The sequence below is a fragment of the Vibrio sp. QJM3NY_21 genome, from assembly GCF_057785975.1.
Map to the genome: position 1 here is coordinate 1,862,232 of NZ_CM173513.1, position 25,809 is coordinate 1,888,040.

19 protein-coding genes are annotated in these 25,809 nt (G+C 43.3%); 10 read left to right on the forward strand and 9 right to left on the reverse strand.

The genetic code is table 11. From position 1 onward, the window contains the following. Positions 1 to 210: 210 nt before the first annotated feature. The 5 genes from pepN to AC3CID_RS08535 form a co-directional block, all read right to left on the reverse strand. Complete coding sequence (gene pepN, locus AC3CID_RS08515) at positions 211 to 2,817, reverse strand: aminopeptidase N (protein ID WP_372244846.1); 2,607 nt, start codon at positions 2,815 to 2,817, stop codon at positions 211 to 213. Positions 2,818 to 3,035: 218 nt separating this feature from the next. Continuing rightward, a complete protein-coding gene (locus tag AC3CID_RS08520; RefSeq protein WP_054547714.1) occupies positions 3,036 to 3,722 on the reverse strand; it encodes a hypothetical protein in 687 nt (228 codons plus the stop codon). Between the two features lie 274 nt (positions 3,723 to 3,996). Continuing rightward, positions 3,997 to 5,991 carry a carboxy terminal-processing peptidase gene (prc, locus tag AC3CID_RS08525; protein WP_065205174.1) on the reverse strand — a complete coding sequence of 665 codons (1,995 nt, stop codon included), beginning with the start codon at positions 5,989 to 5,991 and terminating at the stop codon, positions 3,997 to 3,999. Positions 5,992 to 6,008: 17 nt separating this feature from the next. Continuing rightward, entirely contained in the window at positions 6,009 to 6,632 is a 624-nt protein-coding gene (proQ, locus tag AC3CID_RS08530) for an RNA chaperone ProQ (protein ID WP_054547712.1), read from the reverse strand. A 97-nt stretch (positions 6,633 to 6,729) separates the two neighbouring features. Beyond that, positions 6,730 to 7,221, reverse strand: a complete 492-nt coding sequence (locus AC3CID_RS08535) for a GAF domain-containing protein (RefSeq protein WP_017077212.1) — start codon at positions 7,219 to 7,221, stop codon at positions 6,730 to 6,732. Positions 7,222 to 7,310: 89 nt separating this feature from the next. Between AC3CID_RS08535 and AC3CID_RS08540 the strand changes: the two genes are divergently transcribed. From AC3CID_RS08540 to rsmF, 4 genes are all read left to right on the forward strand, one after another. Beyond that, positions 7,311 to 9,107 carry an ABC transporter ATP-binding protein gene (locus tag AC3CID_RS08540; protein WP_114633583.1) on the forward strand — a complete coding sequence of 599 codons (1,797 nt, stop codon included), beginning with the start codon at positions 7,311 to 7,313 and terminating at the stop codon, positions 9,105 to 9,107. Between the two features lie 78 nt (positions 9,108 to 9,185). Further along, on the forward strand, positions 9,186 to 10,523 hold the full coding sequence (locus AC3CID_RS08545; RefSeq protein ID WP_488526389.1) for a PqiA/YebS family transporter subunit: 1,338 nt from the start codon (positions 9,186 to 9,188) through the stop codon (positions 10,521 to 10,523). Next, entirely contained in the window at positions 10,510 to 13,167 is a 2,658-nt protein-coding gene (locus tag AC3CID_RS08550) for an MlaD family protein (protein WP_488526390.1), read from the forward strand. The genes AC3CID_RS08545 and AC3CID_RS08550 overlap by 14 nt, the downstream gene beginning before the upstream one ends. A 169-nt stretch (positions 13,168 to 13,336) precedes the next feature. Continuing rightward, positions 13,337 to 14,758: a 16S rRNA (cytosine(1407)-C(5))-methyltransferase RsmF gene (rsmF, locus tag AC3CID_RS08555; RefSeq protein WP_488526391.1), complete on the forward strand. Its 1,422-nt coding sequence runs from the start codon at positions 13,337 to 13,339 to the stop codon at positions 14,756 to 14,758. A 304-nt stretch (positions 14,759 to 15,062) separates the two neighbouring features. Here rsmF and AC3CID_RS08560 read toward each other — a convergent pair whose 3' ends face one another. Next, entirely contained in the window at positions 15,063 to 15,971 is a 909-nt protein-coding gene (locus AC3CID_RS08560) for a CvfB family protein (RefSeq protein WP_004733627.1), read from the reverse strand. Between the two features lie 28 nt (positions 15,972 to 15,999). Between AC3CID_RS08560 and AC3CID_RS08565 the strand changes: the two genes are divergently transcribed. Next, entirely contained in the window at positions 16,000 to 17,355 is a 1,356-nt protein-coding gene (locus AC3CID_RS08565; protein ID WP_004733628.1) for a hypothetical protein, read from the forward strand. A 123-nt stretch (positions 17,356 to 17,478) separates the two neighbouring features. Here AC3CID_RS08565 and AC3CID_RS08570 read toward each other — a convergent pair whose 3' ends face one another. Then, entirely contained in the window at positions 17,479 to 17,964 is a 486-nt protein-coding gene (locus tag AC3CID_RS08570; protein WP_017082222.1) for a PaaI family thioesterase, read from the reverse strand. A 176-nt stretch (positions 17,965 to 18,140) separates the two neighbouring features. After that, positions 18,141 to 19,028: a putative PEP-binding protein gene (locus tag AC3CID_RS08575; protein WP_171312409.1), complete on the reverse strand. Its 888-nt coding sequence runs from the start codon at positions 19,026 to 19,028 to the stop codon at positions 18,141 to 18,143. A gap of 207 nt (positions 19,029 to 19,235) precedes the next feature. Here AC3CID_RS08575 and AC3CID_RS08580 point away from each other — a divergent pair, with 207 nt between their 5' ends. Both AC3CID_RS08580 and AC3CID_RS08585 read left to right on the forward strand, forming a co-directional pair. Continuing rightward, the gene (locus tag AC3CID_RS08580; RefSeq protein ID WP_171312407.1) at positions 19,236 to 20,294 is read left to right on the forward strand and encodes a 3-deoxy-7-phosphoheptulonate synthase; all 1,059 of its coding nucleotides are present in this window, start codon (positions 19,236 to 19,238) and stop codon (positions 20,292 to 20,294) included. Between the two features lie 12 nt (positions 20,295 to 20,306). Then, complete coding sequence (locus AC3CID_RS08585; protein WP_004733632.1) at positions 20,307 to 20,789, forward strand: YajQ family cyclic di-GMP-binding protein; 483 nt, start codon at positions 20,307 to 20,309, stop codon at positions 20,787 to 20,789. 181 nt (positions 20,790 to 20,970) lie between these two features. On the opposite strand, the gene AC3CID_RS08590 is transcribed toward AC3CID_RS08585, so the two are convergent. Next, on the reverse strand, positions 20,971 to 21,912 hold the full coding sequence (locus tag AC3CID_RS08590; protein WP_171312406.1) for a precorrin-2 dehydrogenase/sirohydrochlorin ferrochelatase family protein: 942 nt from the start codon (positions 21,910 to 21,912) through the stop codon (positions 20,971 to 20,973). A 481-nt stretch (positions 21,913 to 22,393) separates the two neighbouring features. Here AC3CID_RS08590 and AC3CID_RS08595 point away from each other — a divergent pair, with 481 nt between their 5' ends. From AC3CID_RS08595 to AC3CID_RS08605, 3 genes are all read left to right on the forward strand, one after another. Continuing rightward, the gene (locus AC3CID_RS08595; RefSeq protein ID WP_004733634.1) at positions 22,394 to 23,422 is read left to right on the forward strand and encodes an amino acid ABC transporter substrate-binding protein; all 1,029 of its coding nucleotides are present in this window, start codon (positions 22,394 to 22,396) and stop codon (positions 23,420 to 23,422) included. A gap of 71 nt (positions 23,423 to 23,493) precedes the next feature. Further along, positions 23,494 to 24,699 (forward strand): amino acid ABC transporter permease, encoded by a 1,206-nt coding sequence (locus tag AC3CID_RS08600; protein ID WP_054547706.1) that lies wholly within the window; start codon positions 23,494 to 23,496, stop codon positions 24,697 to 24,699. 1 nt (position 24,700) lies between these two features. Beyond that, positions 24,701 to 25,798, forward strand: coding sequence for an amino acid ABC transporter permease (locus AC3CID_RS08605; protein WP_004733636.1), 1,098 nt, complete (start codon positions 24,701 to 24,703; stop codon positions 25,796 to 25,798). Positions 25,799 to 25,809: the final 11 nt, after the last annotated feature.

Sequence of the window (25,809 nt, forward strand, 5' to 3'; positions counted from 1 at the left end):
CAGTACTTTTTGGCACTTAACGATGTCTGACTGTACAACTGAGCTTGAAACTGCTCTAGCTTATCGAAAATTCGATAACCCAGAAACAAAAAAATCAGTGGCAGATATTATCTACCACTGATGACTTTTTGTTATTAGTAAACCGTTTGTTAGCAAGCCGCTTATTAGCAAACCGCATATTAACAAACAGTTACGTGAATGAGCGCGAGCTTAAGCCTCTAGTGCTTTTGCCACTTTCTCGAATAAGTCATTCGCTAGGTTGTCCATGTTCTTCAGCGTCTCAAGTTCTTTCTTGATTAGAGCTTGGCGTTCATCATCATATTTACGGAACTTAAGCAGCGGGTCAATCAAGCGCGAAGCCACTTGCGGGTTGCTGCTATTCAGCTCACGTAGGATCTCGCCAGCAAACGCATAACCTTGTCCTGACTTGTTGTGGAATTGGACCGGGTTCATATTTAAGAACGAACCAACCAAGTTGCGAGTACGGTTCGGGTTCTTCAAACTGAATGCTTGGTGTGACATAGACGCCTTGATCACCTCAAGTGCATTTGAACTTGGGTTTGTTCCTTGAAGAGCAAACCATTTGTCCATGACAAGACCATCATGTTTCCACTTGTCGCTGTAATCCGCCATTAAAGTTTCACGACATGGGAGTTGTGCAATGTTCGCCGCGCCCATTGCTGCCATTGTGTCTGTCATGTTGTTTGCTTGCTGGTACATAGCGACAACCAAGTCATCACCCTTTTCAGTATGAGCCAAGTAACTTAGACAAACTTTACGCAGAGTTCGCTTACCAATTGAATCATGGTCAATCGTGTATTCTGTTAATGCGTGACTGTGGTAAACCGCAGCAAGTTCATCTTCGAGCTCTTTCGCTAGCGTCACTTTCATCGCTTTCAATACAGATGCAACCGCATCGATATCGACACGCTCATACCAACCAGACACTTCATTATGACTTGGTAGAGAAAGCATCTCTGCAATAAACGCAGGTTCTAACGAATCGCTGAGTAATACACCACGGAATGCATCAACGACTTCAGAAGAAAGTGCAAACTTTTGACCTTGCTGAACGTTATCTACGTTGCTACGGATGTATTTCGCTAGCAGCATTTGCCCTGCATCCCAACGAGAGAATTCGTTACGAGCATTCACCATCAAGAAGATCAGCTCTTCGTCTGAATAATTGTATTCAAGTTTCACTGGCGCAGAAAACTCACGCAGCAGAGATGGAACTGGTTGCTCTGAAACGTTTTCAAACACGAACGTTTGTTCCGCTTCTTTCACGTCTAATACATTGTGAACTGGCTGACCGTTACATTGTAACTCAATCACTTCACCTGACGCTGTGTATAGCTCGATATCTAGAGGAATATGCAGAGCCTGCTTTTCAGTTTGCTCATGAGTTGGCGCTGTTACTTGGCGAGTCGTTAACGTGTACTCTTCTTTCTCTGCATCGTAATGGCTTTCAACAGAAAGCGTCGGCGTACCAGATTGGCTGTACCATAAACGGAACTGAGACAGGTCAACGCCCGATGCATCTTCCATTGCCGCTACGAAGTCTTCACATGTTGCAGCCGTGCCATCGTGACGTTCAAAGTACAGCTTCATGCCTTTTTGGAAACCTTCCTCACCCAACAGTGTGTGGATCATTCTGATCACTTCACTGCCCTTTTCGTATACTGTCAACGTGTAGAAGTTGTTCATTTCTATCACTTTTTCAGGGCGAATTGGGTGAGACATTGGGCTCGCATCTTCAGCGAATTGTGGCCCGCGGATAATGCGAACATTGTTGATACGGTTAACTGCGCGAGAGCCAAGATCAGAAGAGAACTCTTGGTCACGGAATACCGTTAAACCTTCTTTCAAGCTTAACTGGAACCAATCGCGACACGTTACTCGGTTGCCAGTCCAGTTATGGAAATATTCGTGACCGATAACCGCTTCTATACCTAGGTAATCTGTATCAGTTGCTGTTTGGTCATTTGCTAAAACGAACTTAGAGTTGAATACGTTCAGGCCTTTGTTTTCCATCGCACCCATGTTGAAGAAATCAACGGCTACGATCATGTAGATGTCTAAGTCATACTCAAGATTGAAACGCTCTTCGTCCCACTTCATTGAGTTAATCAAAGAAACCATCGCGTGGTTTGCGCGGTCGAGGTTGCCTTTGTCGACAAAGATTTCTAGATCGACATTGCGACCAGATTGTGTGGTGTATGCGTCACGAAGTACATCGAAGTCACCCGCAACTAAAGCAAACAGATACGCAGGTTTTGGATGTGGGTCTTGCCATTTCACCCAGTGACGACCATTTTCAGCTTCGCCTTCGTCTACACGGTTACCGTTACTGAGTAGGAATGGATTTTCGGCTCTGTCTGCGATAACCGTTGTCGTGAATTTCGCCAATACATCTGGGCGGTCCATGTAATATGTAATACGGCGGAAACCTTCAGCTTCACATTGAGTACAGAACGCACCACCCGATTTGTACAAGCCTTCAAGTGCACTGTTTCCTTCAGGGTCGACTTCAGTCACGATCGTTAGCGTAAATTCTTTCGGAAGGTAATTCAAAGTAAGTAGAGTTTCAGACTGTTCGTACTGCGTCCACTCCGTACCTTCAACCAGAACAGACACCAACTTCAAGCCTTCACCATCAAGTACTAATGTCGAGCTTTCTTTCTCCTGCTTAACACTAGAAACAGCGGTAATAATGGACGCCGAATCGTACAAATCGAAAGTAAGATCGATTTCAGAAATAGTGTGAGATGGTGATTGATAATCTTTACGATACTTGGCTTGAGGTGTATGTGCCATGACGGGTTCCTTTTGATCGTTATACGTAATTATTTTTTAACTGTATATATCTAAAGGTTGAGCGCCAATAAAACAAGGGGAATATTGAAAAAAGGAGGCATTGTAGGAAAATGCCTCCATGTTTTGCTATTTTATCAATCAAATCAGACAGGAACGGCTAAGAAATGAACTGTGAACCATATTATCAACGAGCCCGACTTAACAGCAAGATATAGTGCTTAACGAATGCGATTGAGCACCGCAAACATGTCTCCTTCTTCACCTTGAAGCGTCAACACATCACTGTTCAGTGTGTAACGAGTACCGTGTTCGCCATTTTCATACAGCAGTACTAATTGGTCGCCTTCGGTGTAATACACTCCACGACGAATGACTTCCCCCCCTTCTTCATCAGACACTCGGAACATGAAGATAAAGTCAGGTTGAAGCACTAAATCCATTTTTTGAATGTTACTGGCACGCAAATCGCTCCCGGAAAGTTCTGCGCTTGACCATATTCCCGCCAGGGCGTTGGGCAAGGCTTTGGTGAACATCACACCGTTAAGATTCAGCATATTGTGATTACTGCTGTAAGCGTAAACCTGAGGCTCAGAAGTATTTAAACCCAAAATAATCGTGTCTTCATTGGCGTTATACAAACCTTCCCAATGGTCGACACTATAGTCTTTCTTCTGAATATCAATAGAGAAAGAGTAGTTTGAATCGAGAGTGAGTTTGATTGCTCTAAAGTTTTCAGTACCTTGCTCAGGATCTGGGTTCATCAAATACCAATCACCAAGCAACAGAGGAAGGTCAAAATGAGATAGATTGCTATCACTTTTTGATTGTTGATCGCTCGAAGCAGCTACCTCACTCCCAAAAGCAACAAAACTTAAACAAGATAAAAATAGTAGAATCCATTTCATACGCGCCCCCTCGTTTTCTTTAAGCTTAGGCACGTAATGAATAGAAAGCGAAAAAATATGATCCAAGTCACTAAATTTTAAGTGCAAAGTAACTTAAGTGTCATTATTCGATGCAAAATAGAGCTAAATGACCCTGAGTATTGAGTGTTCTTTGCGACAATCTCAACGGTTACAATCAGGTATTCCTGTCAAATCATAGACACAAAAAAAGCGAGCCTAGGCTCGCTTTTTAAATTGTGCATCTTTAAACAATCACCTTTAACAGGTATTTGCTCTATTTCTTGATCATATCCAGCATGATAGCAACAGACTCATCAAGATAAGCATCCGGGGCTTCATAGTCTTTAGGAATATCATCTAACGTTTTAAATGCCTCTAATTTAGCGGCCTTTTGACGTTGGTTAATACGATCTAGACGAAGCGTATCCGCATCATCGCTCTCTTGCTGACGTACCTTTTCATTCAAAGAAAGGTCGTTATCGTCTTTATCTGCCTTATATTTTTCAATATCTTGCGCAATAAAGCCGAATTCCATGTCAGTAGCAATGCGAGCTTGATGTTGGGCAGTCAAAGCAATTATTTCTTCATCGTTACGCTGTAACACTGAATAATTTGCTTTATCAATACTGTCCCAAGGCAGAGCATTATCTTCAACACTTTCACCGGTATCAGCAGGATCAATTGGCGTTGGGTAAGCAATATCAGGTACTACACCTTTGTTTTGCGTACTGCCACCATTGATTCGATAGAATTTCTGGATTGTGTATTGAACATAGCCCAACTCTTTATCGAATAAATCATAGATATGATTCAAAGAGCGATGTTGTTGCACCGTTCCTTTGCCGAAAGAGTTTTCGCCAAGAATGATTGCACGACCGTAATCTTGCATCGCTGCCGCAAAGATCTCAGAGGCTGAAGCACTGTAGCGATTGACCAATACCGTTAGTGGGCCTTGGTAACTAATTTCGCCATCAGTATCACTGTTCACTTTGACACGACCGTAGCTATCACGCACCTGAACAACGGGTCCCTCTTTGATAAACAAACCAGAGAGTTCAGTTGCTTCAGTGAGTGCACCACCACCGTTGTTTCTCAGATCAACAATAATACCTTCAACACCTTGCCCTTTAAGCTCAGTGATCAGTTTGTCTGTATCTTTAGAAAGACCAACATAGAAACTTGGTACTTCGAGTACACCAATCTTCTTGCCATCTTTCTCGATAACTTCTGATTTAACAGCGCGGTCTTCTAAACGAATCTTATCGCGTACAATTGTGACAACGTGACTTTTTGCATCTTTACCATCTGGCAAGATCTGTAGCTTAACTTTGGTCCCTTTCGGTCCTTTGATTAATTGCACTACATCGTCTAGACGCCAGCCGATAACATCAACAATCTCTTCGCCATCTTGACCAACACCAACAATACGATCGCCGTCGCTCAATTGTTTGCTGTTTGACGCAGGGCCACCAGCAACGAGAGATCGAATAACGGTGTAGTCGTCAGTCATCTGAAGTACAGCACCAATACCTTCTAGAGATAGATTCATCTCTGATTGGAATTGCTCTGCATTTCTTGGAGAAAGGTAGCTGGTGTGAGGATCAACTTCACGCGCAAATGCGTTCATGTAGATTTGGAAAGCATCTTCATTATGCGACTGCGTGATACGCTTCATCGCATTGTTGTAACGCTTTTCCAAAACTTCTTGAATCTCTGGCCATTCTTTACCAGTAAGTTTTAGGTTCAACGCATCGTATTTAACACGCTTCCTCCAAAGCTCATTCACTTCGGCGATATCTTTTGGCCATTTCGCTTCATTGCGATTGAGCTCAATACTTTCATCGGTATCAAACTTAATCTCAGTGTCTAGCAAAGACAGCGCATACTGAAAACGTTCAAAACGCTTCTGCATAGAAAGATTATAAACATCGAAAGCAATCTGGTTATTACCCGCTTTCAGCTGATCATCAATTTGAACAGATGATGAGGAGAAAGAGTCAATATCAGCTTGAGTGAAGATATTACGATTATAATCCAGCATCTCTAAATAACGATTAAAGATAGCTTGAGAGAAATCATCGTTGAGATTGAAGTGTTTATAGTGAGAACGAGTAAATCGAGAAGTAACACGTTTACTAGCAGTTTCGTGTTGGGCCTCAGGAACGAGTAAAGGTAAATCGTCCTGATCTAATTTGGCTTCAAGAGCCTGAGCTGAAGCTGCTAGACAAAAGCTAGCAGCAATCAGTGTCAATTTTGAACGGCATTTCATGCGTAGGAGTATCTCCTTTAAGCGCGCAAGTGCTCCGCTTTAACAACCATTTGTAGGCCGTTTGCTAACTGAACACGCACATCTTCCTTATTGATTTCAACAATGGTCGCAGCCATGTTTCCTGTACCCATGTTCACATTTACTTCTTTGCCAGCGATGAATTCGTCAGCGTTCAAAGCGCGTGTTTCTACAGGCTTTTCTACTTTCGGTGCTTTAGGCGCTTGACGACGAGGCTGTTGAGCTTTCTTCGCCTTAGCTTTCGCTTTGCCTTCTTCACGAGCTTTCTGTGCTTGTTCTTTACGACGAGCCTGAACTTTCGCTTTGCTTTCTGCAAGTGTAGCCTTAGCGTGCTCAACGTGCTCTTCTTCTAATGTGCCACACGCGTTGCCGTCTAGGTCAACACGATCTGCACCAGCTTTTACGCCGTGCAGGTAACGCCATGATGATGTGTACTGTCTTAACGCTGCACGAAGCTGAGTCTTACTTACTTTTTCGTCTTCATTTAGACGTTCAGCAAGATCTTGAAAAATACCAATTTTAAGTGGTTTTGCTTCACCTTCTAGAGTAAAGCATTTAGGGAAACATTCAGCAATATATGCGATAACTTCTTTGCTGTTTTTTAACTTTTCAGTGTTTTCCATGTGGGTTCCTGGTTTTTGCGGTTTTCCGCGAGCATTAAGAAAATATTTTTACGTATTATAGAGAGATGCTTGGGAAAAACCACAGTAAGAGAATAATTTATGCCTTGTTCGCGTGCGAATTAAGCACCTTTTCCACTTCAGCCATAAAAAATGTCAATCCGTCTTCATCAATTTGAGAAAAACGACCAATATTTGGACTATCGATATCAAGAACACCCACAACTTTGCCATCAATAGAGAATGGAATAACGATTTCTGAGTTACTTGCCGCGTCACAAGCGATGTGACCTTCGAACTCATGCACATCATGAATACGCTGAACTGTATTTGTCGCAACCGCAGTTCCACACACACCGCGCCCTACCGGAATTCGAACACAGGCAGGTTGACCTTGGAATGGACCCAGAACTAGTTCGTCTTTTTCCTTAGCTAGGTCTTGCTTGATTAAATAGAAACCCGCCCAATTCAGTTCATCCAATTCCATGAATAATAATGAACTAATGTTTGCAAGATTTGCAATTAGATCGGTTTCAGATTCAATTAATGCAACGGCTTGTTTGGTTAAGCGTTGGTAATGTTCTATTTTCATATTAACTTCCAATTAAATTGAGACTTCCATTATCAAGAGAACGCAGTAAAATGCGGCCATCAAACTAAATAGGACTTATTCTCATTACAATGAACAATTCAGAAGACACTATTAGCCGTTCTTGGTTGATAACTCAAGTAAAAAAACACAAGTCCAAATTACTGTTTGCTAACTTTGTTGCCATTATTGCAACCCTAATTAGCGTCCCTATCCCTCTACTTATGCCACTCATGGTCGATGAAGTTTTGCTTGATAAGCCAGCTTCAGGGTTAGAGATGATGAATCAGCTACTTCCAGTCTCATTGCAAACGCCGACTGGTTATATTGCGCTTACTCTCTTGTTGGTTATCTTAATGCGCTCGGCCAGCCAAGCGCTGAATATTCTACAAGGTCGCCAATTTACTTTGGTTTCCAAAACGATCACCTACCAGATGCGTAGCAAGATGATCGATAAACTTGGCCGCATTAGCATCCGACAATATGAAACCAAGGGCAGCGGCGGTATTAATGCCCACCTAATTACAGACATAGAGACCATTGATAAGTTCATTGGCTCGACCCTTTCTAAATTTATCATCAGTTTCTTAACGGTATTCGGAACCGCTATCGTCCTACTATGGTTAGAGTGGCGACTTGGGCTATTTATTTTACTCGTCAATCCTGTTGTTATTTATTTTTCTCGTAAACTCGGCAGCCGAGTTAAACACCTCAAAAAATATGAGAACCAGTCTTTTGAGCGTTTTCAGAATCGCTTAGTTGAAACCTTGGATGGCATCTATCAACTCCGCGCCGCTAATAAGGAGCGTATCTTTCTTGATGAACTTAAAGTTCAAGCAAACCAAGTAAGAATTGATGCCGATAAATACGCTTGGCAATCGGAAGCTGCCGGCCGTGTTTCGTTTCTACTGTTCCTATTAGGTTTTGAACTATTCCGTGCCGTCGCAATGCTAATGGTGTTATTCAGTGACTTGACGATAGGTCAGATTTTTGCGGTGTTCGGCTATTTATGGTTCATGTTAGGCCCTGTCCAAGAATTGCTAGGGATTCAATTCTCTTGGTATAGCGCGAAAGCAGCGCTGCAACGTATTAACGACCTACTGCAACTAGAAGAAGAACATCGCCCTGTTAGCAAGGTAAACCCTTTTGATGACCATAAAGAAGTGACAGTCGACATTGAAGACGTTACATTCTCTTACACATTAGAAAACACTGTTTTAAATAGGCTATCGCTACACATTCCAGCAGGAAAAAAAGTCGCCCTAGTGGGTGCTAGCGGTGGTGGTAAATCAACGTTGATCCAGTTGTTAATTGGGGTTTATCAGGCGGACTCTGGTTGTATACGCTTTAATGGTGAAACAACGGACGACATCAGTTTTGACATAATACGCAGTCAAATTGCCGTTGTTTTACAACAACCTATACTCTTTAACGATACATTAAGGCATAATCTGACCCTTGGTGCTGAATACGATGAAATGTCGTTGTGGCGCGCGCTTGAAGTCTCTCAAATGCAAGATGTAATCAAACAGCTGAGTAATGGCTTGGATACGCAAATTGGTAGGAATGGCGTTCGACTGTCTGGCGGTCAACGACAACGCTTAGCGATCGCCCGCATGGTGCTGAGTAATCCTAAGTTTGTTATTCTTGACGAAGCGACATCTGCCTTGGATACAGCAACAGAGTCAGCACTGCATAAAGCACTAAGCGAGTTTTTGAAAGATCGCACAACTTTGATAGTGGCTCATCGATTATCAGCGGTGAAACAGGCCGATCTAATCTATGTTTTAGAAGATGGGCAAGTCACACAGACGGGAACGCATGGTGAATTGGTTGAACAACAAGGACTATATCAAACACTCTATGGCAGTGTGCAATCGCACGCCTGATGTTTATTGTTCTAGAGATTTAAGTCAGTGTAGTTCTAGGCATTTAAATCAGCTTAAAAGTCTGATTAGTGTTTCAACTTGGGAGGTCGCGTGACCTCCCCATCCGAAACCAACTCTTTATCGACTCAGCACCAGTTGTCAACTAAGTCCTCGTTGACAACTAAGTCTCCGTTAAGAACCAAGCACCTGTGCGACAGCAGCTCTGTACGTCTGTGTCAGGGCTGTGAACTCCCCGTTGATAAAATGGATATCCCTCTAGGGAAATCCGCATATTGTCCAAGGTGTGGCACTCAGCTTTACCGAGGCGGTACACCTAGCCTGTCTGGAAACCTAGCAATCGCGATTACCTGCTTATTGCTATTTATCCCCTCACACTTTTTTGAATTTATCAGTATTCGTCTGATTGGCGTCATGATACCTGCGACGTTACCATCAGGAGTCTTTACTTTAATGGGTGAAGGCTTCCCTCTACTAGGCCTACTCATCCTATTCTGTAGTTCGATCGCCCCGTTACTCGTTTGTACCTCTGTACTCGTCACTCATGCAGCACTGCGCTTTAAGATTTTCACGCCATTTAAGTATGCGTTATCCATCATCCAAACATTAAAGCATTGGATGATGTTGGATGTATTTCTGGTAAGTTTGGCTGTCTCATGCTTCAAACTGCAGGATTACTCAGATATTTTTGTCGGCCCTGGTTTAGTTGGATTGATTTTACTGCAGCTTTTCAGTGTATTACTGGTAAGCCGTATCAGTGTACGTCGCTATTGGGAAGCTTGGGCTCAAGAGTCTGATTACTCTTTTGTAGAAAGTAAGAACGTACACTGCCACAACTGCCATCTTTCTCAACCTGACGGTCATACTTGCGTACGTTGTCACCATGACTTATATCACCGTAAGCCCTACTCTATACAGAAGACATGGGCTCTGTTGTTTGCTGCGTCAGTGGCTATCATACCAGCCAACGTTATTCCTATTTCTATCCTTATTACAAACGGACAAAGGCTAGAAGACACGATAATTTCTGGTGTCGCTTCGCTAATCAATAGCGACATGTATGGCATCGCAGCGATCATTTTTATTGCCAGTATCGTCGTGCCTGTTGCGAAAATACTTGGCCTAACGTACATCTTAATTTGTATCAAGATGAAGCGCGCGGTTTACCACAGGCAGCGCATGACCATCTATTTCATTGTGAAGTGGGTGGGAAAATGGTCGGTGATGGATCTGTTCGTTATTTCGATCATGATGACCTTGGTCGACCGTGGACAGATTTTAAACTTTACACCAGGTTATGGTGCAGTCGCTTTTGGTGTCGTTGTTGTTCTCACGATGCTGGCAGCGGAAAGCTTAGATCCTAGGCTAATTTGGGATAACTACACCTCTAAAGATGAGTCAGTGAATGAACAACGATAACCAATCACAAACGTCATATTCACCAGAAGTAAGGAAAAACAAAGGCATTTCACCTTTGTGGATTCTGCCGATATTAACCGTCGCATTAGCCGGTTGGTTAGTCATGAAATCGATACACGATGCAGGGCAACGTGTGCAGATATACTTCTCAGATGCCGCAGGTTTAGTCGCAGGTCGAACAACAATTCGTTACCAAGGCTTAGAGGTCGGTATGGTGCGCGACATCACCTTGTCCAAAGATTTATCGAGTATCTATGTCGATGCTGACATCTACCCAGAAGCGAAGAAGCTACTTTCAAAGGGCACACGTTTCTGGCTCGTAAAACCAACGGCGAGTTTGTCTGGTATCTCAGGGTTAGACGCGCTTGTTTCGGGTAACTACATTGCTATTCATCCTAGCGAAATCAAAGAAGAACCAGAAACCGTTTTCCAAGCTCTAGAATCCTCCCCTTCTGATTTATTGGCCTCTGAAGGTCTAAATATCTCACTGACGACCAAAGATCTGGGCGGTGTGTCTGTTGGCTCTCAAATCGTTTATCGTAAAATTCCAATTGGTGAGGTTTACAACTACCAGTTAAACGACAACGCGAAGTCCGTTACGATCCAAGCGTCGATTAAAGATGAATACAGCCATATCATTACCGACCAAAGCCGTTTTTGGAATGTCAGTGGCTTAGGTGCCAGTATTGGATTTTCAGGCGTCGATGTGCGCTTAGAAAGCCTAAGCGCGCTGCTTGGCGGTTCAATTGCGGTTGACTCTCCCGGAGAAGGTCAGCCCGTCGAGATGAACACCAAGTTCAAGCTCTACCCAGATTTGAAAACTGCCGGTCGTGGCATCTCTATCAAAATCGCCGTGCCAGATGACAACAAGATCAGCGCAACTGGCGCTCCGATCATGTATCGAGGCATAGAAATCGGTCAGATCACGGATTTATCTTTAAGTGAAGGTCGCGAAAACGTGGTTGCATCTGCCGCTATCCAACCGGCATTCAGCGACTTTTTAAATAGCGGGAGTAAATTCGTTTTAGAAGAAGCTGAATTGTCACTCACTGGTATGAAAAACATTGCCAACTTAGTGACAGGTAACTTTTTAACCTTAGTACCGGGCGAAGGTGAAAAGGCACGTCGATTTACTGCGATTCGTAAAAACGAGTTCAGTCAGGAACAAGAAAAGTCAGTCGCGATTCGCTTAACATCAAACAACTCATTCGGATTGGATGTCGGTACACAACTGCTCTACAAAGGTATTGCCGTTGGCTCTATCATTCAAGTTGGCTTAGTTGATGGTGTTGGCACTGGCTCTGACAAGCACGAAGTGTTTATGGATGCGCTTATCGATAACGAATATGCGCACCTAATCAAAAGTCACAACCGTTTCTTTGTGACAGGCAGTGCGACCGCAGAGCTGACCGAATCAGGTTTAAGTGTTACGGTTCCACCGGCAAAGCAGCTTCTTACTGGCTCGATCAGCTTTGTGAGTGAAGGTAAACCTGAAGCTCGAACTGACTACCAACTTTTCCAAAGCAAATCGTTAGCAGAAATCGCTAAGTTTAATCAGTCAGGCTCAAAAACGCTTTCATTATTTGCTAGTGAGTTACCTTCAATTTCTAAAGGCAGCCCACTGCTCTACCGTAACCTACAAGTGGGTAGTATTTCGGATTTTCAGCTTGCTGATGGTGGTGTAAGAATCAAAGTCACGATCGAAAATCGTTACACGCACTTACTCAATAAACATACCGTTTTTTGGAACCGCTCAGGCGTTGAGATTGATGCTTCGCTATCGGGTATTAGTATTAAAGCGGCACCCGTTAAAACGCTAATTCAAGGTGGTATTGCTTTTGATTCGCTTCCCGGTATAGACAATAAGCTTGGTGATGTGTGGAAGCTGTACAAAGATTCTAAATCCGCTCGAAAGTTTGGCCGCGCGATTACGATTACCTCTTCTGGCGATCAAGAAGTCAGCAAGGGTATGGCTATCAAATACCAAGGTGTCACTGTTGGTGAGGTTACTTTGGTGATTCCTAACTTCAATAAAGGCGGCATTGAAATTACCGCGCGAATCTTACCTGAGTACGTTGGCAAGATTGCCGTGGCGAACAGTCACTTCTGGTTGGCAGAACCTGAGATCGGCCTTAATGGCATCAAAAACGTCTCTGCGCTTCTCTCTAAGCACATCAACGTAGATCCGGGCAATGGTGACAGAAGTACGAAGTTTAAGCTTAGCAAAGGGCCAGTGCAGCCTGAAGGCAAGATATTCCAGCTACAAAGCGAAACGCGAGGCTCGGTGTCTGAAGGCACACCTATCCTATTCCGTGAACTAGAAATCGGTAGTGTTATCGATGTTCAACTAGGCGAGTTTGCTGACCGCATCATCTCTACGATTCAAATAGAGCCTGACTACGCGTATCTGATCCGCGCAAACACAGTGTTCTGGAACGTGTCGGGTGTAGATGTCTCTATCGGTCTCTCTGGTGCAAACATCAAAGCCGGAACGGTCGACAGTTTATTAAGAGGCGGAATTACCTTCTCAACGCCTCCGACGAGTGAACTTCAGCCTGTGGCAAGCGAAGATCAGTCTTTCTACCTATACCCTCAAGCAGAAGATGAGTGGAAGTCATGGAGAACAGCGATTCCTCGCCCATAGAGTGAATCCTCAGAAGCTCCATGCAAATTAATACAGCTTAACGAAGATTAATTCTTCATCAAAATGCAGCCATTCGGCTGCATTTTTGTTGTTTGCCGTAAATATGGTTTAGGACGACCTCATTTTGCTTTAAACTCCCCGCATTAATGCAATAATTCGAGATACTCTTTTGCACGCTAACGTATATATCCCTGAAGAATTTCTAACTCACATTGAAGGCATCATGCCAAGCCATTTAGATATGGCTTCTTTTGTCGCATCTTGTCAAAAGCCACTTCGTAAAAGCATTCGTGTAAACACACTGAAGATTAGTGTCGAAGACTTCCTCGTACGTGCAAAAGATAAAGGGTGGGAACTGGAACCTGTACCGTGGTGTGAAACGGGATTTTGGATCACTGCCGATGAAAGTGAAGCGCCTCTAGGCAATACGGCAGAACACATGTCTGGGCTTTTCTACATCCAAGAAGCCAGCTCTATGATGCCGCCTTCTGCGCTATTTCAAGGCGAAGAAGATTATCAAGCCGTGTTAGATACAGCTGCAGCACCAGGTTCGAAAACGACCCAAATTGCAGCATTAATGAATAACCGTGGAGTATTGGTTGCCAATGAATACGCGGCAAGCCGAGTAAAAGTACTTCATGCAAACATCGAACGTTGTGGTGTTCGTAATGCCGCACTCAGTAACTTCGATGGTCGAGTTTTCGGTGGTTGGTTGCCAGAACAGTTTGATGCTGTCTTGCTGGATGCACCCTGCTCTGGCGAAGGTACTATTCGTAAAGACGCTGATGCGATGAAGAACTGGACGTATCAATCTGTAGTCGATATTGCCGACACGCAAAAAGACCTGATTGAAAGTGCATTCCATGCTCTTAAACCTAATGGTGTTTTGGTTTACTCAACATGTACGTTAAGCACTGAAGAGAACCAACAAGTGTGCCATCACCTAAAAGAAACCTTTGGTGATGCGGTTGAGTTTGAATCTCTTGGATCACTGTTCGACAACGCAAAAGCAACGACGACTGAAGAAGGCTTTCTTCACATCTTCCCTCAGGTGTATGACTCTGAAGGTTTCTTTGTTGCACGTATCCGTAAACTAGCGTCTGTGACTCCACCAGAAGTTAAAAAACGCATGGGTAAGTTCCCATTTGAAAAAGCGTCAAAGAAAGCTCAGCAAGAAGTCGCTGAACAACTTCTTAGTGCTCTCGATATCGAACTACCAAGTGATACTCAAGTTTGGATCCGAGATAAAGACGTTTGGCTATTCCCTGAGGCGCTTGAGCCTATGATCGGTGCATTCCGTTTCTCTCGTATGGGCATCAAGATCGCTGAAACCCATAAAAAAGGTTACCGATGGCAACACCAAGTCGCGACAACGCTCGCGACAGGTCATGAAGCTAACATCGTAGACCTCAACATCGAAGATGCTCGAGAATGGTTCATGGGCCGCGACGTTCGCCCAGAAGGCTTGTCAGGCAAAGGCGAAGTGCTAGTAAAATACAACGGCGCAATCATCGGCCTTGGTAAATGGGTAGGTAACCGAGTAAAGAACGGCTTACCAAGAGAGCTAGTTCGCGACAAAAACCTGTTCTAGTCGTTCGATTAAAGCTCACACTGTACTCAGAAAAACAAAAAGCCCAAACAACCTTCATTGTTTGGGCTTTTTCTATTCTTGTCGGCTAGTTCACTTCAAGGGAAGCACTGAAAAATCAACACTTAGTTACACAAATATCAATTCAAGTCACTATTTCCAATAACAAAAATCGCTTATTAGGGAATTTAAACTAGACTTCAGTCTAACAGTCAAAGAATTAAAACGATTAGCGTAGGCTCTTCGGAGCCCTTTCCCCTAAGCCCAAACAGGAAGGTTTGGGCTTTTTTTTGACCAACAAGCTCGCTTATTTAACTAGGCTGATGCCTTCTTTGTCGATAGTGATCTTGCCAGACTTGTACAAACCACCAATTGTCTTCTTGAACGTACCTTTGCTGGTTCTGAATGCAGAGAAAATAACTTCCGGAGAAGATTTATCATTCAAAGGTAAGTAACCACCTTTCTTCTCAAGCAGATCTAGAACCTTAGTGCTTAGGTCATCCATTTTAGCCACACCAATTTTCTGAAGAGACAAGTCAATCTTACCGTCTTCTTCACGAACGTTTTTAATGTAGCCTTTTAGCGCTTTACCTATGAACAGCTTACCGATGATGTCTGATGGGAAAATCATGCCCCAATGCTCACCGTTCACGATCGCTTTGTAACCTAACTGGCTGCGCTCAGCGATAATGAGATCCACTTGTTCGTTTTGCTTATAAGTCGCAGGCGTGTTGTCTAACCACTTGTTGAACTTTGTTGTACCTACAATGCGGCTAGATGCTTTATCAATATACACATATACTAAGATTGACTGACCTTCGTTTAAACGGCCACGTTGCTCGCTGAAAGGAACAAGAAGATCTTTACCTTTCACGCCCCAGCTCATGAATGCACCGGTGCTGTTTACGCCTTCAACCGTCATCAAGCCAAACTGCCCCACTTGAGCAATTGGTTTTTCAGTCGTTGCAGCGATCTGGTTGTCAGAATCAATGTATAAGAAAACATCCAGTTTTTGACCAATTTCAACACCTTCAGGAGTAAATCGTTTTGGCAGCAACACGGTTCCATAGTCGCTAGCGTCAAGGAATACACCGAAGTCGGCTTGCTTTACTACTTCTAAGTTGTTTATTTGACCAATATTAATCATCAAGATTTTCTCTACTTTAAATTTGGCGGTGATTATACGTGATCTCTGATATGCTTTCGCTAGTTTCATTCATATTTTTACATTCTAGGAGACATCGTTGATCACCGTTGATAAACAAGATGCGATAACACTCAAAATTAACCATGCAATGGCGAAGACCAAAAAGCTCGACATGGACGTTTATCTATTCATCCCCGGTGAACTCGGACTCACTCCCGAAGTACTTTCTGAAAGTGCCTTTTTCTACAGCTCAATTACTCAAAAGCGCGCCTACTACAGTGACAAAACACTGTTACCTTTGGTACACAGTCGCTTGGCAAAACGTGGACGCTTATCAACGACACAGTATCGTGTGAGTTTGAGTTTGTTCGCATATCAATATGTTATTGCTTTAGATAAAGCCGTGAGCAGTCTAAATAAGACTGATAGTGACGACGTAACAGCGGATGAGGTTGATGAAGTCATTGAGCTCGCGTTAGACATCTTGAAGAAGCTTCGCCGAAGTATTCCTTATGAAGAAAACCTCAAACGCTACTACGCAAACATTGATAACTACCTTTCTTGGTACACAGAGCAAAAGTTCTTATCTCTGGTCTCTCATATGCCGCGTGGCAGTGAATACTCGACGATAAAAGAGCGACTCTTGACGCTGTGTGACAAAGAAACAGCCCATCGTAAACTTAATCGCTATAACTCAGCCAAAGTTCGTGAAGACGTAACGCGCCTGAGTAACAAGATGCGACTGCTGCGACGTTTGATAGAACACCCTATCGTACTCAAGGAGAAGACCACCTCCATGGGTAAAAACGTTAAGCGTGCCGTTAAAGGCATTGCGACAGGCTTAGTCATGGTGGTCGTGACGACAACCGTCATATTGGCTCGTGATTTTCTAGGAGAGATTACCGCTTCTTTCATCGTGTCGATGTCATTTATCTACGCACTGCGTGAAATATTTAAAGATGACTTGAGAGACATCCTTTGGCGTTGGCTTCGTAAAGGCAAACCCAAGTGGAAGCGTCGCTACTTTGACCCTACAACCAATAAATCTGTCGGCCACAAGCTTGAATGGTTGGACTATGCGAACTTTTCCAAGTTAGCTGACCGTATTCAATCAATACGCAAGAAACGTGTCGTTCAGCGTGAAGAGCAAGTCTTGCACTATCGTTCACATACCGAGATGTCGACGTCAACATTCATGAGTGGTTACGAGGAGACTCGTGAAACGTTATCGATCAGCCTGAGAGCGCTGACACGCTTGATGGACAAGGGGTCAAATAACGTATATCGCCTGAATGAAGGGCAAGTAAGCCGTGAGTCTGTCGAAAAGCGTCACCTGCTCAACCTGATCATTAAAGAGAACAATCACGATACTGAACCGACCTATTACCGTTGGAAAATCGTAATGAACCGTTCAAAGATCGTTGATATCGAGCAAATCACTCAAGAATCTTAACTTTGCTACGGTGTGCGTCACGGTATGTGGATACTAGATTCACATACCGCCCTTCCACTCATTCAACGATTACCTTCTGTTGAACTATGATCTTCAGATTCCGCCCAACCTTATACTTCCGAGCTATTTTCTAGAAGGAACTTTCTTAATCGAAAGCGTCAGCGTGAACTCCGCCATTGGTTCGTCGCCATGCAAAGACGGACAAGTCGCGATTATGGTCACGGGTTGATTCACACGCTCGCCAGTAGACATAGTTTCAGCCAGCATAGTGTTGATCAGCTCACCATCGTTACAAGTGAAGTGTACGTCACCTTCCGGGCGCTTCAAGAAGTTACCTGTCACCTCTTTGAATGCCAGCGAGATCTTTTCGCCTTGCTGCTGGGATTTACTCATTGCAAGAAAGCCTCCCGCCACATCAGCACCTACAGCTAACACACCAAAGTACATGCTATTGAGGTGGTTCTTAGTTCGTCTTTTGAGAGGAATTTTCACTTCAACATGTTGATTATCCAGCGCGAGCAGCTTTGGTCGGCATAGCCAGATCAGAGGCACTTTGAAAAAGCCAAACATGCTCAAGTAGAAATTTGCTTTTTGTAGAGGGGTCAACATTCGAGTTACCTAGTCAAATAAGTCATCAGACCAGTTAATCGATTAGCGCTAGAGATGTCAAAAAAATGTTACAAAAAAGAGATATCATCGCATAATGATATCTCTTTCATTCTCAAAGCTTTATTGCTTTAAATAAACTCATACAGCAAGTTGATTTATTTAGACAATAAGCTGGTCTATGCAGTAACGACTGTCTCTACACCGTCAAGATCAGCGATGAAGCCTTGTAGACGCGGGTAGTCCACCAAGCCTTGAGTCACAAGCAGGACGGGCTTCTTCGCGTTCAGCGTTGCTTTAACAATCATACTCAACAAGGTAATAACTGCCTCGTTTTGTGGATCAAAAGCGTGTTGCTGAGCTTCATTGTGCTTGTCCACGCCTAAAGTGAAAGACGCTAAGCTATCAACGTTCACTACAACACCATCAAAGTAATGCAGCAATCTTTCGCTCAGTAGCACTGCAGACGGCACATCGCACGAGAACAGTACTTTCAAACCATTAAGGCCTCGCGGTAAGCCTTGCTCTGCAAGCAAATCAATAATCTTAGCGGCATCGCTTAATGCTCGTACATACGGTACAACCACTTCAACGTTAATACCCTGCTCTCGCAACGCTTTAATTACCTGACACTCTAAAGCGAATGCTTTGCTGTACTCTGATGTTGCATAACGAGCAACCCCTCGAACACCTAGTGCCGGGTTTATCTCTTCGGCTTCACAGCTACCACCAAGTAGTGAACGGAAGCCATAGCTGTCAGCATTACTTAACGCGATACGAACAGAGGTATGATTTGGCTGAACGGCAGCTTGGATGGCAATCACTAAGGTCGAAACAAAATGCTCATCGACTGTTTTATCGCCAAGGATCGCATCTAAAGAGGTTTTTTCGATATCAGTCAGTGTATCTAAATGACTTTCAATACTTGGGTGATAGAAGATACGATCCATAACCAATTCAGATAATGAAACGTATAAGTGGTTAGAATTATTATTATCGTTGTAAGAAGGCAGCACATCACCTAAGACTAGTTCTGGGTGCAAAGTGCTTTGATTTTCTTGAGTCATTGCTGCTCCAGCATTTTTATGTTGTGTTCAAACGAAAATACCGATAGCTGCCTGTTAATACAAGTGAAAATCCCTTATTTGGCGCTGGCCTGCTGATAAAAATAAGAATATTAGCAATAACAGAGATAACTTTGACTTAAGAGAGTTTATTCCTCTGTTCAATTCCGTTATCTTAACCACTTCGCAATAGAATAAAAAAGCCATCACATGCCATTAAAAACTGATGAGTTGAGAACCCAAGCTCTGGGTCCTATGCCAACTCCTGCCGAACTAGGCAATGCACATCCTATTACTGACGACGTTGCTGAGCGCATTAAAAATTCTCGCCGCCAAATCGAAGATATTCTAACGGGTCGTGATAACCGCCTATTAGTTATCGTAGGCCCTTGCTCTGTTCACGATACAGAAGCGGCACTTGATTACGCTGAGCGTCTAAGTCAGATTCAAGACCAGTACAAAGGTGAACTGTTCGTTGTAATGAGAACCTACTTCGAGAAACCTCGTACTGTTGTAGGTTGGAAGGGTTTGATTACCGATCCTAACCTTGATGGGTCATATGCACTTGAAACAGGCTTGAACAAAGCTCGTAAGCTTCTACTAGATATCAACAAGCTTGGCCTAGCTACCGCGACTGAATTCCTTGATATGATCACCGGTCAGTACATCGCAGACCTTATCACTTGGGGCGCAATTGGCGCTCGTACGACTGAATCTCAGATTCACCGTGAAATGGCTTCTGCACTGTCTTGCCCAGTTGGTTTCAAGAACGCAACTAACGGCAACATCAAAATTGCTATTGATGCGATTCGTGCTGCGCATGCATCACACTACTTCTACTCTCCAGATAAGAACGGCCGTATGACGGTTTACCGTACTTCTGGCAACCCATACGGTCACGTAATTCTACGTGGTGGTGATAAAGGCCCTAACTTTGATGCTGAATCTGTAGATAACGCATGTAAGCAACTGGCTGAATTCGATCTACCTCAACGTTTGGTTGTAGACTTTAGCCACGCTAACTGTCAGAAACAACACCGTAAACAGTTAGAAGTTGCACAAGACATTTGTGAGCAAATCAAATCTAACAAGAATCAAATTGCAGGCATCATGGCAGAAAGCTTCATTGTTGAAGGCAACCAGCCAATGACAGATATCAACAACCTAGAATACGGCAAGTCTATTACTGACCCATGCCTAAGCTGGGAAGATACTGCAACAATGCTAGATATGCTTGCAACAGCAATTAAAGATAGAAACTTAGCTTAAGGAAATAACACAATGCCATCATTTGACATTATCTCTGAAGTAGAAGCAGTAGAACTGCGTAACGCGGTAGACAACGCAAACCGTGAACTGTCGACTCGTTTCGATTTTCGCGGCGTTGAAGCAAGCTTTGATTACAAAGATGAATCAGTAAAATTGACTGCTCAAGACGATTTTCAACTGAAGCAAATGCGCGATATCCTTCGTAGCAACCTAACAAAGCGTAATGTTGATCCTAACGCGATGGAAGCGAAAGCGGCAGACCAAACAGGTCGCACTTGGCACCAAACGGTTATCTTTAAGCAAGGCATCGAAACGGATGTCGCTAAGAAAATCGTTAAGCTAATCAAAGACAACAAAGTTAAAGTTCAAGCTTCTATCCAAGGCGACAAAGTTCGTGTAACCGGTAAGAAGCGTGATGACCTACAAGCTGTTATGGCTCTAGTTCGCAGCGGTGAACTTGGTCAACCTTTCCAGTTTGACAACTTCCGTGATTAATTTTTGAGTTTGAGCGACCGCTTATTTGGGTTGCTCATTCATCAGCACAATGTCGTGTTCGAAATAGCAAAAAGCCACTTCTTTGGGAAGTGGCTTTTTATTTATCGGGTCATTCTTATTCTGCGTCTCTAGCCGATTTCAAACAACTAGAAAGCGCTCACTTCAACTAAAATCTATCAACTCAACTGAGCACTTTGGCAACAGACAGTTTAAGGTCTTTGCCGGCCAGTAAATTGAACTCAACACTCGCTGGTGGAATAAAGACACACACTCGCAATTTCTCGGCCCTCGCTTGCTCAAGCTTGGTCGACAGCTCTCCACTGTCAGCATAACCTTCTCTTTCTGCGTCTCGGCGGCACAGGTCAACAAATTCAAACGGACAATCGCTCGGTGAAAGCACTAACTCAGCTTCTTGCATCAAACGTAGGGCCTTCATAGGTAATAACTCAACGTCTTGCTCAAATTCAATCCAAGTTACCTGACCTTCATTATCAACTTGCTCAGTCAGCGACTGTTGATAATACGATTCAAGTTGCTCCCTATCCGTCACTTGATTGATAAAACTGGATGACAAAAAGCGTTCCCAGAATTTACGGCGTTCATCAACAGTAGGAAAGGACTCCTTAATCGAATTGCGTTTTGATGCACCAAAGTCCGCAATCAAACCTATGTTTTGTGGCAATACCGTTTCGAGTTTTTCTCTAATATTTCTCACCAAAACAGGTGATGCGCCCCCACTTGAGATCGCAATTTGGATTCTTCCGCGATTTATCATTGAGGGAGTGATGAAGTCACAATAGGGTAAGTCATCGACCACATTGACAAGAATACCCATTTTTTTTGCATCATTATGTACTTGATGATTTAGGTTTGGGTTGTCTGTTGTTGCCCACACTTGTAAGTAGTTTTTCGAGATAAGTTGTGAAGAGTAAAAATTTTGAATCCAATGTAATTTATTATCATCGACAAGCTGCTTTAAGTAAGGCTCTACCTTTGGGGACACTAACGTGACATCCGCCCCAGCTCTTAACAAGCTATCGACTTTTCGGCAAGCAACCTCACCCCCACCCACCACTAAGATCGGCTTATTTTCTACATCTAAAAACATTGGGAAATAACGCATGTTCTTCCTTGAGGTGACTTCAATAACTATTCAACCATGCTACCAAATTTGGAGCATATTAATAACTATCCAAGTGCAATAAAAATATTTATTCACCAAATTTCAATCTTTCTGAAGTTTAATGTTTCATCATTGTGATACTGATTCAGAATATTAACCTAGTCAATTGTCAATATAAAAATCTAAATCTCGTTGCACCAACAGTGTGAAGCGCTGCACTATTTACATTAAGTTAACATTTGGTCATTCTAATTGTGTTCGGATTTGTGATTTCATTCAAAATTCTTTTTAAATTATACATTTGTGAAAGTACGGATCCTTTCCTAACCTTATAAATAGTTGTTTAAATCGCACACAGTTTCATTTGCAAAATGCAACCAGTTTGATTTGAGTAACAAGGTCATAGAAAACGCAACACATATAGAAAAACTCAAATGAGCACGAGTATCAGGTGTCACCTGGTTAACAAGGAAGGATACAAATGACAAATAAACTAACACTTCTTGCTTCAGTAGTAGCTGCATCAACTGCGATGATGGCAACATCAGCATCAGCGGCAGAAAGCACTCTGGACAAAGTCACATCTCAAGGTTTTCTAACTTGTGGTGTAAGTACCGGTCTTCCAGGGTTCTCTAACCCTAACTCAAAAGGTGAATGGGAAGGAATTGATGTTGAGTATTGTCAAGCTCTTGCAGCGGCTGTACTCGGTGACAAAACTAAAGTTAAGTATGTACCTCTTACTGCTAAAGAACGTTTTACCGCGCTTCAATCTGGCGAAATCGACGTACTATCTCGTAACACAACATGGACACTACATCGTGACACAGCTCTAGGTCTGAACTTCGTAGGCGTTAACTACTACGATGGTCAAGGCTTCATGGTTAAGAAAGAACTCGGTCTTACAAGTGCTCAAGAGCTTGATGGCGCTTCTGTATGTGTTCAATCAGGTACAACGACTGAACTTAACCTAGCCGATTACTTCCGTAACAGTGGCATGTCTTACAAGCCAGTGGTATTCGATACGGCAGCACAAACATCTAAAGGCTTCGACGCGGGTCGTTGTGATGTGCTAACGACTGACCAATCTGGTCTTTACGCACTTCGCCTAAACTTAGCTGATCCTAAATCTGCACAGGTACTTCCTGAAATCATCTCTAAAGAGCCACTAGGCCCTGTTGTTCGTCAAGATGATGACAAGTGGTTCAACGTCGCTAAATGGACACTTTCAGCAATGATTAACGCGGAAGAGTACGGTATCTCATCTAAGAATGCTGACGAAATGCTTAAGTCAAAAGATCCAAACATCAAACGTATTCTTGGTGTCGACGGTCCTAAAGGCAAAGGCCTTGGTATTCGTGACGATTGGGGTTACCAAGTCATTAAACAAGTTGGTAACTACGGTGAGAGCTTCGAACGTACTGTTGGTACAGGTTCACCACTACAGATCTCTCGTGGCGTAAACGCACTATGGAATGCGGGCGGCTTTATGTACGCTCCACCAATCCGTTAATAAATTTACAAGCATCAATTAGGGCGGACTTTTCCGCCCTATTTATTAAATGGATTTGAGGTTATAGCAGTATGAAACCTAATGAAACTATTTCTCCAGCTCAGGCAAAGCCACAGCCCAAAAGTGCCAACCTTTTTTACAACCCCACTTTTCGCTCAATTGTTTTCCAAATTATCGCCGTCGGGGCGCTTTGTGCTTTCTTTTATACGATTGTAAATAATGCACTCACTAACTTAGATTCCCGTGGTATCGCCACTGGTTTTGATTTTTTATCCCAAGAAGCTGGTTTTGGTATCGGCTTAACACTGATTGAATACGACGAAACATTCTCATACGGTCGTACCTTCTTTATCGGTCTTCTCAATACCGCTTTGGTTTCTGTACTCGGCATAATGTTAGCCACGGTACTGGGCTTTAGTATGGGTATTGCAAGGCTCTCTTCAAATTGGTTAGTTAGCCGATTTGCAGCTATCTATATTGAGATATTCCGAAACATCCCTCTTCTGTTGCAAATCTTTTTCTGGTATTTCGCCGTTCTACAAGCCTTACCTTCTGCTCGTCAAAGCATGAGCCTTGGTGAAGCCATTTTCTTGAACGTACGTGGTTTGTACTTCCCTGCACCAGTGTTAGAGCAAGGCAGTAGCATCGTGATCGCATCATTGATTACTGGTGTCATCGCTACTTTTGTTATCAACATCTGGGCTAATAACAAACAAAAGCTAACTGGCCAACAAACACCAATGTTGCGAATTGCTGCGGCACTGATTGTGGGCTTACCGTTGGTAACTTACTTTGTTATGGGCATGCCTATCTCTGCGGAGTACCCAGTTTTGAAAGGGTTTAACTTCAAGGGCGGTATTAGCATCATTCCTGAACTAGCAGCGTTGATGCTTGCTTTAAGTATCTACACAGCAGCGTTCATCGCCGAGATTGTGCGTTCAGGTATTAACGCGGTAAACCATGGGCAAACAGAGGCTGCGATGTCTCTAGGTCTCCCTAGAACACGAACCCTCAAGCTGGTGATTATTCCACAAGCATTAAGAATTATCATTCCACCATTAACCAGTCAGTATTTGAATCTAACCAAAAACTCATCACTTGCGATGGCCATTGGTTATCCCGATCTTGTGTCTGTATTTGCAGGGACAACATTGAACCAAACTGGACAAGCTATCGAAGTAATCGCGATGACAATGGGCGTCTACCTGACTCTAAGCCTATTAACATCCGCTCTAATGAACATATACAACCGCAAAGTAGCGTTGGTGGAGAGATAAGATGAGTACACATCAATTTCAACCTGATCTTCCGCCTCCAGCGAATACTGTTGGACCTGTCGGTTGGTTAAGAAAAAATCTATTTAATGGACCAATTAACAGTGTCGTCACTGTGGTCCTTGGTTATTTTGCTTTCACTTTATTGTGGGCAATAGCAGATTGGGCATTCATTAATGCTGATTGGATTGGAACAACACGCGATGCCTGTACTAGCGACGGTGCTTGTTGGGTTTTCATTAGTGTTCGTTGGGACCAATTCATGTACGGCTTTTATCCAGAAGCTGAACTGTGGCGCCCTCGCCTTTTCTACGCAACGTTAGCTATTTTTGTCGTTTTGTTAGCTTACGAAAAAACACCTAAGCGCACGTGGATTTGGTTGTTCTTCGTAAACATCTACCCGTTTATCATTGCTGGCTTATTATACGGTGGTGTATTTGGACTAGAGGTTGTTGATACCCATAAATGGGGCGGTCTACTGGTTACGCTGATCATAGCACTTGTTGGTATTGTAGTGTCACTTCCTATTGGCGTTGCATTGGCACTTGGGCGTCGTTCAGAGATGCCGATCATCCGCAGTATGTGTACCGTTTACATCGAAATTTGGCGTGGTGTACCGCTGATTACGGTTCTATTTATGGCCTCGGTAATGCTTCCGCTCTTTTTATCAGAAGGGATGGAAACCGATAAACTGATCAGAGCGTTGGTTGGGGTAGTACTATTTAGTGCGGCTTATATGGCAGAGGTAATCCGTGGTGGTTTGCAAGCAATACCAAAAGGTCAATACGAAGCCGCTGATGCTTTAGGGTTGAGCTACTGGAAAAAAACAGGGCTTATCATTCTACCTCAAGCTCTTAAAATCACGATTCCTTCAATTGTGAATACCTTTATTGGTTTGTTCAAAGATACCAGTCTGGTTTTAATTATCGGTATGTTTGATGTATTGGGAATTGGCCAAGCCGCGAATACCGATCCTGAATGGCTTGGGTTTTCAACAGAAAGTTATGTATTTGTCGCGTTAGTGTTCTGGGTGTTTTGTTTTGGCATGTCGAGATACTCGATTTGGCTAGAAAACAGACTTCACACCGGTCACAAACGATAATTAACAAGATC